This window comes from Halalkalibacter alkaliphilus (assembly GCF_023555415.1).
In the GTDB taxonomy this organism is placed as follows: Bacteria; Bacillota; Bacilli; order Bacillales; family Bacillaceae_D; genus Halalkalibacter; species Halalkalibacter alkaliphilus.
Map to the genome: position 1 here is coordinate 148,746 of NZ_JAKRYL010000013.1, position 12,136 is coordinate 160,881.

Consider the following 12,136-nt stretch of genomic DNA (forward strand, 5'->3'; position numbering starts at 1 on the left):
AATCAGATGAAAGGATACGTAGTATTAGAAAACGGTGAGATGTTTGAAGGGGTTCTTCATGGAAAAGAAAAGGAAGTACATGGAGAAATCGTATTTTTTACTGGAATGTCAGGATATCAGGAAGTGTTAAGTGATCCATCGTTTAAAGGGCAAATGGTCGTGTTTACGTATCCACTAATAGGGAATTACGGAGTGAATGAAGTTGATTTCGAAAGTATTACTCCACAAGTGAATGCCTTGCTAGTAAGTGAGCTATCAAATGAAGGATACCACTATGAGTCATGTTCATCTCTAGAATCCTACTGTGAGAAGCATTCAATACCACTTGTATCTGGGATTGATACGAGAGCGATTGTGAAAAGGATACGAGAACAGGGCGATATGCGAGCGATCATCACAACAGATCCAACAAATCTATCATTCAATCAATCTATTCCTCTTGGTCAGCAAGAAGTAGTACCAGAAGTATCAACGAAAACAATCAATACGTATGGAAGTGGCGATCATCATATTGTTATGGTTGATTTTGGATACAAGAAATCAATTTTAGATTCTTTGCTTGAACAAGGATGTAGGGTTTCTCTTGTTCCTTATGATACTACGTTTGAAACAATTCAAAGTCTTCAACCAGACGGAGTTATGTATTCGAATGGACCCGGGAATCCAAAAAAACTACAAGAACTTCTTCCAACAATAAAAAAAGTAGCGATGAGTTATCCGACAATGGGTATTTGTCTTGGTCATCAACTGCTTGCGCTTGCTTTTGGTGCAGATACGGAGAAGTTAACATTTGGCCATCGTGGCGCGAATCAACCAGTTATTGATTTAACAACAAACAAAGTTTATATGACATCACAAAACCATAGCTATGTTGTTAATGAAGAATCACTAGAAGGAACAGGTTTTAAAGCAAAATTTATGAATATTAATGATTCTTCTATTGAAGGGCTTATTCATAAGCAATACCCTGTCTTTACAGTTCAGTTTCATCCGGAAGCTCATCCAGGACCTTCAGATAGTGAACAGCTCTTCTTTACTTTCATAGAAATGCTCAGCAACAAGGGGAGAGAGAAAGCATATGCCTAAACAACAACAATTAAAGAAAGTACTCGTTATTGGCTCAGGTCCGATTGTCATTGGGCAAGCGGCAGAGTTTGATTATGCCGGAACGCAAGCATGTCTAGCTCTAAAGGAAGAAGGAATTAAAGTAATCCTTGTCAATAACAATCCTGCAACGGTTATGACAGATGAGTCATGTGCTGATCGAGTGTATTTTGAACCTCTGACGGTTGAAAGCGTCGAGGCTATTATCCAAAAAGAACAGCCTGATGGAATCCTTGCCACTCTTGGAGGTCAAACAGGGTTAAATTTAGCGATGGACCTTCATGATAAAGGTATTCTGGGAAAATATGGTGTGGATTTACTTGGTACACCAATTGAATCAATTAAAAAAGGGGAAGATCGTGAGGCTTTCCGTGCGTTAATGCAAGAGCTTAATGAACCTGTTCCTGAAAGTGAAATTGTAACAACAAGCGAAGCGGCAATTAAATTTGCGAATGAGGTAGGGTATCCAATCATTGTCCGCCCAGCTTACACGCTTGGAGGAGCTGGGGGAGGAATCGCTTCTGATGAACAGGAATTAAAACAAATCATCAAAGGTGGACTCTCTCTTAGTCCGATCAGTCAATGTTTAATTGAGAAAAGCATTGCTGGTTATAAAGAAATTGAATATGAAGTAATGCGTGATAGTAACGATACGTGTATTACGATATGTAATATGGAAAATATTGATCCGGTAGGGATTCATACAGGAGATTCAATTGTTGTTGCTCCATCCCAAACTTTAACGGATGTAGAGTACCAGATGCTTCGCACGTGCTCGGTCAAAATCATTCGCGCGCTCGGGATTGTTGGAGGATGTAACATTCAATTTGCTTTAGATCCTTATAGTAAGCAATATTATTTAATTGAAGTTAATCCTCGTGTAAGTCGTTCTTCAGCTCTTGCGTCAAAAGCAACTGGTTATCCAATTGCGCAAATGGCTGCAAAGGTGAGCATTGGTTACAACTTACATGAAATTATTAATCCTGTAACAGGTCATACTTACGCTAGCTTTGAACCTGCACTAGACTACGTTGTAGTTAAGTTTCCGCGTTGGCCTTTTGATAAATTTGTTCATGCAGAGCGGAAGCTTGGAACGCAAATGAAGGCTACTGGAGAAGTAATGGCAATCGAACGAAATTTGGAAGCTGGTATCCAAAAGGCAGTTCGTTCTTTAGAGCTGAAGACGAATGGATTAGACCTTCCATCTGTAACAAAGAAATCGGATGAAGAGTTATTATATTTAGTGAAACATGCTGACGACCGGAGATTCTTTGTGCTGCTAGAACTTTTGAGAAGAGGCTATTCACGTCAAAAATTACATGAGTTGACTGGCATTAATGCCTTCTTCCTGCAAGCTTTTGAACGCTTAATCCAGATGGAGAAAGAGAGCACAGAAACTAGTTTTCTGAACATAACTAAAGAGCAACTTTTTGAATACAAAAAAGCAGGGTTTACAGATGAGTGGCTAGCTAGTGTTTGGGGAGTAACAGAGCAACAAGTTAGAGAAAAACGGCTTGAATTTAGTATTACTCCTTCTTACAAAATGGTCGATACTTGTGCTGGAGAATTTATGGCACAAACAGCTTATTTTTATTCTAGTTGGTCCGGTGAACATGATTTTATTCCGCAATCAGGGAAGAAGAAAATTTTATTAATTGGTTCTGGTCCAATTCGAATCGGCCAAGGAATTGAATTTGATTACTGTTCTGTGCAAGGAATTCAAAGTCTTCACCGTCTTGGCTATGAAGCCATTATGATGAACAACAATCCTGAAACTGTTAGCACGGATTATGCAACAGCGGATCGCCTGTATTTTGAACCTTTGACTGTTGAAGATGTATTAAATGTCATTGATTTAGAGCAAGTAGAAGGCGTAATTGTTCAATTAGGAGGGCAAACAGCAATTTCTTTAGTTGAAGGATTAGAAGCCGCTGGAGTAAAACTCTTTGGTACAAATCTGGATACGATTGACCAACTTGAAGACAGAGGACGTTTTTATTCATTCATGAAACAAGTTAATGTTCCACATATTCCAGGTGTAACAGCGACTAATGAAGAGGATGCATTAGATAAAGCAGAACAAATTGGCTACCCAGTTTTAATTAGACCTTCTTATGTCATTGGTGGTCAGGGGATGATGCTGTTTGAATCGAAAACAGAATTTGTTTCTTACTTAGAAGATGATGAATATACTGCAGCATTTCCCCTACTTATCGATGCCTATTACCCAGGAGTTGAATTAGAAGTCGATGCATTGACGGACGGAGAAAATGTATGCATTGCTGGAATGTTCGAGCATGTTGAACGTGCAGGAGTACACTCTGGTGATAGTACCGCTGTCACCCCGCCGTATTCGATAACTGAAGAGATTAAGGAACTCGTTTCTGAATACACTGAAAGAATTGCAAAAGGGATGGAGTTTAAAGGGATTTTTAATATTCAATTTGTGTTGTTTGAAAAGCAATTATACGTAATTGAAATTAATCCACGTGCATCAAGAACAGTGCCAATTTTAAGTAAAATTTCAAATCAATCATTAATTGACTACACTGTGCAATTGCTTCTAGGTGCGTCTATGTCAGATTTGGGGCTAGTTCATCGTACTTTGCCGGAACCGCATTTTTACACGGTAAAAGCACCTGTTTTCTCATATCAAAAATTAGCTGGATTAGATCCGTTATTGGAAGCTGAAATGAAATCAACGGGAGAGTTGATGAGTATGGGAGCGGACCTTGATGAGGCATTTTTAAAAGCCTTTGTTTGGTCACAACAGTCAAAGCCGAAGCTATTTACACAAACAGGGTCTATTTTTGTTGATGTAGCAGAGGAATTTAAAGATGACTTTGCTCCTTATGCTAAAAAGTTGCAACAATTAGGGTTTACACTTGTAACAAATGATTTTTCAAATTGGGTACAGACAGACGAAGCAATCGCTTTAATAAGCTTACCAAAGCTTGGTACAAAAGATGGGACTCTAAATCGCCAAGAAGCTTTAAGGCAGCGCTGCTCAGTTATTTCTGAATTGACGACATTAGATGTAATGTTGAAAGGATTAAACGTAAAAGAACTAAAGTATCATGCCATTCAAGACTGGTGGTTAAAAGAGAAGGAACTTATTAAGTAAAGGGCGTGACAATAGATGAATGCAGCAATTGATAACAAAACATTTTACGGTCGTGATTTTCTTACATTACTTGATTACACACCAAATGAAATAGATACACTACTGAAAAGTGCTCTTACAATAAAACAAAATAAAGCCGAATATGAGGATGCATTAAAAGGCAAGTCATTAGGTATGATCTTTGAAAATGCATCTACACGGACTCGTGTTTCCTTCGAAGTAGGAATGACCCAACTTGGAGGTCATGCTTTATTCTTAAGCCCGCGTGATATGCAAATTGGTAGAGGTGAGCCTGTGAAGGATACAGCCAATGTGCTCTCGCGTTATGTTGATGCGATTATGATTCGGACGAATTCTCATGAACTTGTTGAAGAATTAGCAGAGCATGCATCTGTTCCCGTGATTAATGCTCTTACAGATGGCTATCATCCTTGTCAGGCAATGGCTGATTTATTGACGATTTATGAATATAAGAATGAGTTAAAAGGGTTAAAATTAGCCTATGTGGGAGATGGCAATAATGTAGCACATTCTCTTTTAGCAGCAGGTGCGAAAGTCGGAATGGATGTAAGTATTGCCACACCTAAAGGGTATGAAGTGAACCAAGAAATTTTTGAAAAAGCAAAAGAAGCGGCAGAGAAAACTGGTGCAACACTTGTACAAACAAACGACCCAAAAGAAGCCGTGAAAGATGCAGACGTGATTTATACAGACGTATGGGCTAGTATGGGATATGAACAAGAACAGGAAGAACGCTTGAAGCAGTTTAGTGAATATCAAGTGAATTCGGAATTAGCAAGCTTAGCAAAAGATGATTTCATCTTCTTACATTGCTTACCTGCGCATCGTGGAGAAGAGGTAGCAGCTGATATTATTGATGGCAAACAATCTGCTGTATATGATCAAGCAGAAAATCGCCTACATGCACAAAAAGCCATTCTTTTAGCTTTAATTTCGAACTCTTAACCCAACTGTCATGATTAGTTACCTAATGGGTATTCTAATGGTGAAGGAGGGATGCTACCATGGGTCAGAATCGACTATTCGAACCAGGTCAGAAAGCACCAAATAACGGCATATATGTAGAAATTGGTGAGACTGGAGACATGGTTCAAGATCCAAAGGCTTTAAAAATGGAAGCAGGCGACACGTTCCCTGATACCCAAAACCATAATCGAAAGTGGACACCTAAACCAAAACCAAAAGCAGGGCTGTAGAGTTTAGACCCAAAGGGCGAACTTCCCTTTGGGTCTAAACTCGAAGCGATGAGCGAAGCCGCCGTAATGTTTTAAGCCTTTTAGGAGTGATCTTCTCCTAAAAGGCGCACGGCGAGTGAAGCCATTGCACCATGTTCGCACTAATCAGAGGATAAAGGTTGCTTTTTACCTTTTGGTTAAATCTCGAAGCAATGAGCGAAGCCGCCGTAATGTTTTAAGCCTTTTAGGAGTGATCTTCTCCTAAAAGGCGCCGTGCTGAGTGAAGCCATTGCAAACATGTTCGCACTATTAAAAGGTTAAAGGGAGTTAGTCTCCTTTTTTAATCTAGATTCGAACCATAAGCGAAGCCGCCGTAATGTTTTAAGCCTTTTAGGAGTGATCTTCTCCTAAAAGGCGCCGTGCTGAGTGAAGCCATCGCAACATGTTCGCACTATTAAAAGGTTAAAGGAGTTAGTTTTCTTGAAGTGATAGTTGCCTTGCAGACAGTTTACAATCAACCAAAATAAACCTCTTTTTCTTCTTAACGACTAATATCTAGAAGAAAAAGAGGTTTTTTATATTAAATGAAGTATTACTAAATAATAATTAATACTTTTGCTTCCGTTTTTCAATTTGTTGCATAACGTAGTATGGATACTACATTGAAAATGATGGGAGAGACGTAAAACAATGATACGTGCACGTTTTTTTCGCATTGAAGAACAGTGGAACGTCATCTATCTTCCAGAACGTCCAAGTGGTTTTGCCGTATTTTTTATTGGAGACAATGGGATGTTAGTTGAAAAGGATACAAGTGATTGGGAGCATCACCCTGAGAAAAATCAATTTTTAGATGATTTATTAAGTAGAGGATATACTGTCGTAGCTTCTTCACTTTATAACCGGCACTGGGGAAGCACTCGAGCGTTTGAGCTATTTGAAAAGCTTTACTCAATTGTACTAAAAAAAGAAATTTTGAATGCTAAAATTCATTTATTTGCCCAAGGGAGTGGAGCTTTAGTTGCCTTGAGATTTCTACAGTCTCACGCTAAACAAGTTCGATCTTGTTATTTTGTAAATCCATGCTTTTTTTTACAAGCTTATTTTGAACAGGAACAAGAAAATAAGCTATATTTTAAACGACTACAAAAAGAAATCGGCAAAGCCTACGATCTCCCACCAAAAGAATTAACTTCTGATAAAATAAAGGAAATCACACCTCAACTAACGGAAGGAGAGGTTCCACCACTTTCAATTCATTGTCATATGCAGGAAAAGCATTTCCCTCTGCAAACTCAAAGCCGGCCATTTCAACAACAGTTGGCTGAAAGACAAATCTTTGTTAATTTGCGTATACATGGAAACGATAAATCCTTCTATAAAGCAGTGCAGTCAGCTTTTCCATTTTATAAGAAGCATGAAGCTAAATTATAGCCTATCTCTTTAGTGACATAAGAGAAGGCTCTTTACATAACTTGATAGTATAGGGGGAAATGCAAATGAAAAAAGCACTTGTCACTGGGGGATTAGGTTTTATTGGGTTTCATATGGCTGAGCGGCTTCTGTTGGAAGGCAAAGAAGTGATTATTGTCGATAAAATGGCAACAGAAGAGACGAAAGTGGATCAAGAAGAAAAGTGGTTGAGAATTGGAAGGAATCATTTAGTCACCTTAATTGACGAAAAATTAGAAGACGTTAACTTGGAAAAAGTGCTAAAAGATGTCGATGTTATTTATCATTTTGCCGCAGCAACATCTTCAGATAGCAAATGGCCAAAGTTAGCGAAGGTGATAGAAGATAATGTGAATTTAACAAAGAAGTTAGTGAAAGCTATGCCGAAAAAAGCGACACTTATTTACGCTTCTACAGTAGAGGTATATGGAGAGCGGCCAGGGAAAATCACAGAACGGACACCAACTAATCCGACTTCTGCCTATGGAATAACCAAATTAGCTAGCGAAAGGCTCATTGAAAAGGAATGCAAGGAGCGAGGGATTGCCTATCAAATTGTGAGACTTCCAACAATTTATGGACCATGGCAAAGGGCGGATATGACGTATCAACAAATTCTTCTTGGAAAAAAAGAGCTAGAGATTGATCGCTCCACATTAGATGTTATTTATGTTGAAGACTGCGTGGAAGCTTTTCTATTGGCAGCTAGCATTGATAATAGGAACGAAATTTTTCATTTATCATCTGGTCAGGAAGGGACATGGTACGAAGGGCTTCGATTGTTAGGAAGACAAGAAATAACGAAACAAAATCGTATAAGAACGACGCTTAGTAATGAGAAATCAACAACGTTACTTGGATTCACCCCAAAAACAACACTAGAGAAAGGACTTGCCAAACAGCGTGAACATGTGAAACAATGGCAGAACCAACAACGGTTGTGATAAGGGTGTGAACAGGTGCATAGGAAAAAAGCTGTCATAGGTATCATAATCTTTGCGATTGTGACAATTCTTTCTTTTTTTCTCCTTCAGAACGTATTCCAGCTTGGAGAAGGAGTAAGTGTTATAGCAGCATTATTATTAGGTGGAATTGTAGAATTTTTGTATCAAAAAAAAGGGTGACTCGTTGCAGGAGGGTACTGAAAAAGTCGGTTTTTCTTTTTCAGTGCCCTCTACTGCAGTCGCCCTTTTTTAGTGGAAATGGTGTGTAGTGAACAACTATGAATTTGATTTTATAAACGAGTTTTCATAGAACTTCATTTCAGGATACTTATCAATAGCTGTCCGCATTTGGAACTCATTCTCAAAAAGAACAACGATTCGTCCATCTCGATCTGTCACAAGGTTACGCTGTGACTTTTTGAAGGCGTCCATTGCCTCTGCTGGTCCATCAGCCCAGCGTGCAAATGAAAACGGCAATCGTTCCAATTGAATATCGACATGATATTCATGTTTTAAACGGTACTCTAGCACTTCAAATTGTAGTACACCCACTACCCCAACAATTTGCTGCTCTGCAAAACGATTATACGTCTTAAATAATTGGATAGCGCCTTCTTCGGTTAGTTGTTGTAACCCTTTTTCATAGGACTTATGCTTCAGTGCTTCTTTTACCGTAATCGCACTGAAAAATTCAGGTGAGAAATGCGGCATTTCAGCAAACTCAAAATTGTCGCCTTCCACAAGTGTGTCTCCAATTCGAAACGTACCTGGATCAAATAACCCTATTATATCACCTGCATAGGCCTCATCAACAATGCTTCGACTCTGTGCTAAAAATTGAGTCGGTTGTGCAAGTTTTAAATTCTTTCCAACTCGAACGTGCTTTACAGACATTCCTCGTTCAAACTTTCCAGATGTTATACGGAGAAATGCGATACGGTCACGGTGAGCCGGATTCATATTCGCTTGAATTTTAAAAATAAAGCCAGAAAATGACTGATTTTCTAATGGTTCAATAAGCCCTTTAGAACTTTCTCGTGGTGTCGGAGCAGGTGATAATTTTAAGAAATGCTCTAAAAATGTTTGCACACCGAAACTTGATATCGCACTTCCAAAGAAAATAGGTGTAAGCTTCCCTTTGGCAATAAGTTCTGGATCGAATTCATCTCCAGCAACGTCTAGTAATTCTAATTCTTCACGAAACTGTGCGACTAAGCCCTCTTCACCAATAGCTTCATCTAACTTTGGATCATCCGGCCCGGTAAGCTGAATCACATCAATTTCTTTTGGGTTCTCAGGATTGTATAATTCGAGCTTTTTATTATGTCTATCATAAACTCCTGAGAAAGATTGCCCCATTCCAATAGGCCATCCCATTGGGTATGAGCGAATACCTAATAAGTTTTCAAGCTCTTCCATCAGTTCAAATGGGTCTCGACCTTGACGATCTAATTTGTTCATAAATGTAAAGATGGGAATGCCGCGCATTTTACAAACTTTAAATAATTTCTTCGTCTGCGCTTCTACCCCTTTAGCAGCATCAATCAACATTGTCGCAGAATCTGCAGCAGTTAAAGTACGATACGTATCTTCACTAAAGTCTTCGTGACCTGGTGTGTCGAGAATATTAACATGATATCCATCGTAGAGAAACTCAAGAACCGAGCTTGTAACAGAGATCCCACGTTGTTTCTCAATTTCCATCCAGTCACTCATCGCATGTTTTGAATTTTTTTTGCCCTTAACAGAACCTGCTTCACGGATAGCTCCTCCAAATAAAAGAAGTTTTTCTGTTAATGTTGTTTTCCCGGCATCTGGATGCGAAATAATCGCAAAAGTCCGACGCGATTGTACCGCTTTTTTATAATCCATAAAATATCCTCACTTCTACTAAAAGTTGTCACGGTTCATTATAACAGTGTTGGTTGAATGTTTCACCTGCATTTAAAGATAAACAACCTGTATTACTAATCCTATTTTATTCATCACAAAGATTACACTCATATTACAAGTTCGTATCAAAATGAAAGATGTAGAGGATTCATTCATAGTATTAACGAATAGGTAGTACAAAAGTAGTTATTATGTAGTAGATTGTAGAATTGTGAAAGAAAATAGAGCAATTATGGTTTAATATATAAGTGTAAACATTAGGGAGTGTGTCAACATGATTATTCAACGATTATTGCTTTTATTGTTGCTGCCTGTTCTACTTATCGGATGTTCTACTATTAATAGTCAATCAACGTTAGAGAATCGAGTTGGATTATTACTAGAAGATACAATTGATGACCAAGGGTGGAATAGTAAAGGGTATCAAGGGTTATTGAACATTCATTCGAACCTTAATATTGATGTTGTTTTTATGGAAGATATGAATACTGAAGCAAAAGTTAGTAAAGCGGTTGAAGAATTTGCTGAGAGTAAAGTTAATTTAATTTTTGGTCATGGACGTTTTTATGCAGACCTTTTTACGGAACTTGGACCAAAATATCCTACTATTCATTTTGTTAGTTTTAATGGTGAAGTTGATGGAGATAATGTTACAAGTCTCCATTTCGATAGTTATGCAATGGGCTTCTTTGCCGGTATGGTGGCAGCAGCAATGTCTGAAAATGGAGATGTTGGAGCAATCGCTGCGTTCGATTGGCAACCAGAGGTAAGAGGGTTTCATGATGGCGCGACACTAAACAACACAAAGACGACCGTTCACCTAAAGTATGTAGAAGATTGGACTAATAGTGATAGGGCCTTATCGTTATTTGAAGAGTTAAGGCAAGAGGGGGTAGATGTGTTTTACCCAGCTGGTGACGGCTACCATGTTGAAGTCATTGAAGAGATTCGGAAAGAAGGCTTGTATGCCATCGGCTTTGTAGGTGATCAAACAGACTTAGGTGAGTCAACGGTATTAACAAGTACTGTACAGCATGTTGATTATTTATATGAGCTTGTTGCAAAGAGCTATTATAAGCATGAATTAGAAGCCGGCAATTTACGATACGACTTTCAAGACGGAGTTATTTCATTAGGTGAATTTAGCTCTAGCATTCCTGAAGACATCATTGTTCAAATAAAAGAGGCTGTAAAGACATATATTGAAACTGGAGAGTTACCTACTGAGCCTATTTTATAACTTACTTGCGTTTATAGGGGTGTCCATAGTATTGTAATGATGATAAGTATGATAATAGAGGTGGTTTATGATGAATAACCCTGAGATGAATATGAAATTTATGCAAATTGCTATGAAACACCTTCCTGAAGGAAAAAAGTTTTTGGATGAAAAAGGCATAGAATTGAATATGGAAGATTTACAGCCCATGTTAGAATTGTTGTTAAATGTTATGTCAGAAGCTTATGAACTTGGAAAAGATCATGCTACTGAAGAATCGAAATAAATAATGCAGAGCTAGCTCGACCTGAGTCAAAACTCAGAACGAGCTTTTGTTTTGTCTATAAGCTAAAGAGGAGGAGTATGGATGGAGAAAACGGAGAAATTAAAAGCTTTTGCACAAGAAATGAAAGAAGGCTTTCAACTAGTAAAAGAAAAGCGTGATGATGAGGCGCTAAATAAATTGAAACCTTTCGTTGAGTTAATGAGAAGAAGCAGTGCCCCGCATATCCGACTTTTTTCTACTTATAGTATTGCACAGATTCGTACGGGCGATTTAGAAGGATTTCTACAAACATATGCTGAAGTAAAAGAGATGGAAGCCAAAAGTGAGGAAGAAACCAAGTTCAAAGAACAGTTAGATGGCTTTTTTAATGATCTTATGGCAGAGTTACAAAAAGATAACGGACATCCTTCCTAAAGGATTGAGAAATGAATGGAACGCTAACAGTTAATCGTTAGCGTTCTTTTTTTTAGAAGACGTATCTTTTTCATCATCTTGATTAAACATGGATGCAACCTTACTAGCTAGGGGAGCTAGTTTAACGAGATAAGGGCTAAGAGATTGTACAAGAGCAATAATATTTGCGAGTTGATCACCTTGTTCATTTGAGTGCTGGTTGTTAGCTTCTGGAGAAGATTGATTTTTTTGTACAGGTTGCTGTTGTTCTGAATCCTTTTCTTGTTCTCTACTTTCAGGGGCAGGCGGTCTTCCAAACATTAAGTCAGTAAAAAAATCAGACTGTTGAGGTCGTTGATTTTGTTCGTCGCTCATGGTAACTTTCCTCCTCATAACTTACTCTATGATTATTGTATGGTTATTTTTGTAACACTGTGTAAGGGCACTTACCCAAATAATGTTGGAAGCGATCGACGTTCATCCAAAAGGGGAACAATCTTCATTAACGAGAAGAGAGCGATCTTC

12 protein-coding genes are annotated in these 12,136 nt (G+C 38.3%); 10 read left to right on the plus strand and 2 right to left on the minus strand.

What is annotated here, in order from left to right; translation table 11 throughout:
• Nucleotides 1-6 precede the first annotated feature (6 nt).
• The 7 genes from MF646_RS13750 to MF646_RS13780 all read left to right on the plus strand — a co-directional run bounded on the left by MF646_RS13750 (nt 7) and on the right by MF646_RS13780 (nt 8,000).
• Complete coding sequence (locus tag MF646_RS13750) at nt 7-1,086, plus strand: carbamoyl phosphate synthase small subunit (protein WP_250097080.1); 1,080 nt, start codon at nt 7-9, stop codon at nt 1,084-1,086.
• Nucleotides 1,079-4,228, plus strand: a complete 3,150-nt coding sequence (locus MF646_RS13755; protein WP_250097081.1) for a carbamoyl phosphate synthase large subunit — start codon at nt 1,079-1,081, stop codon at nt 4,226-4,228. The genes MF646_RS13750 and MF646_RS13755 overlap by 8 nt, the downstream gene beginning before the upstream one ends.
• A 15-nt stretch (nt 4,229-4,243) precedes the next feature.
• Entirely contained in the window at nt 4,244-5,194 is a 951-nt protein-coding gene (gene argF, locus MF646_RS13760; protein ID WP_250097082.1) for an ornithine carbamoyltransferase, read from the plus strand.
• A 59-nt stretch (nt 5,195-5,253) separates the two neighbouring features.
• Nucleotides 5,254-5,445 (plus strand): YjzC family protein, encoded by a 192-nt coding sequence (locus MF646_RS13765; protein WP_250097083.1) that lies wholly within the window; start codon nt 5,254-5,256, stop codon nt 5,443-5,445.
• A gap of 771 nt (nt 5,446-6,216) precedes the next feature.
• Entirely contained in the window at nt 6,217-6,858 is a 642-nt protein-coding gene (locus tag MF646_RS13770) for an alpha/beta fold hydrolase (RefSeq protein ID WP_250097084.1), read from the plus strand.
• Nucleotides 6,859-6,923: 65 nt separating this feature from the next.
• A complete protein-coding gene (locus MF646_RS13775; protein ID WP_250097085.1) occupies nt 6,924-7,820 on the plus strand; it encodes an NAD-dependent epimerase/dehydratase family protein in 897 nt (298 codons plus the stop codon).
• Between the two features lie 15 nt (nt 7,821-7,835).
• Nucleotides 7,836-8,000, plus strand: a complete 165-nt coding sequence (locus MF646_RS13780; protein WP_250097086.1) for a hypothetical protein — start codon at nt 7,836-7,838, stop codon at nt 7,998-8,000.
• A 96-nt stretch (nt 8,001-8,096) separates the two neighbouring features.
• Here the strand turns inward: MF646_RS13780 and MF646_RS13785 are convergent, their stop codons facing one another.
• Nucleotides 8,097-9,692, minus strand: coding sequence for a peptide chain release factor 3 (locus MF646_RS13785; protein ID WP_250097087.1), 1,596 nt, complete (start codon nt 9,690-9,692; stop codon nt 8,097-8,099).
• A gap of 295 nt (nt 9,693-9,987) precedes the next feature.
• Here MF646_RS13785 and MF646_RS13790 point away from each other — a divergent pair, with 295 nt between their 5' ends.
• The 3 genes from MF646_RS13790 (at nt 9,988) to MF646_RS13800 (ending at nt 11,632) form a co-directional block, all read left to right on the plus strand.
• Nucleotides 9,988-10,953 (plus strand): BMP family ABC transporter substrate-binding protein, encoded by a 966-nt coding sequence (locus tag MF646_RS13790; RefSeq protein ID WP_250097088.1) that lies wholly within the window; start codon nt 9,988-9,990, stop codon nt 10,951-10,953.
• A gap of 70 nt (nt 10,954-11,023) precedes the next feature.
• Complete coding sequence (locus tag MF646_RS13795; RefSeq protein ID WP_250097089.1) at nt 11,024-11,218, plus strand: ComZ family protein; 195 nt, start codon at nt 11,024-11,026, stop codon at nt 11,216-11,218.
• A gap of 81 nt (nt 11,219-11,299) precedes the next feature.
• A complete protein-coding gene (locus MF646_RS13800; RefSeq protein WP_250097090.1) occupies nt 11,300-11,632 on the plus strand; it encodes a hypothetical protein in 333 nt (110 codons plus the stop codon).
• Nucleotides 11,633-11,662: 30 nt separating this feature from the next.
• On the opposite strand, the gene MF646_RS13805 is transcribed toward MF646_RS13800, so the two are convergent.
• A complete protein-coding gene (locus MF646_RS13805; RefSeq protein WP_250097091.1) occupies nt 11,663-11,986 on the minus strand; it encodes a hypothetical protein in 324 nt (107 codons plus the stop codon).
• Nucleotides 11,987-12,136: the final 150 nt, after the last annotated feature.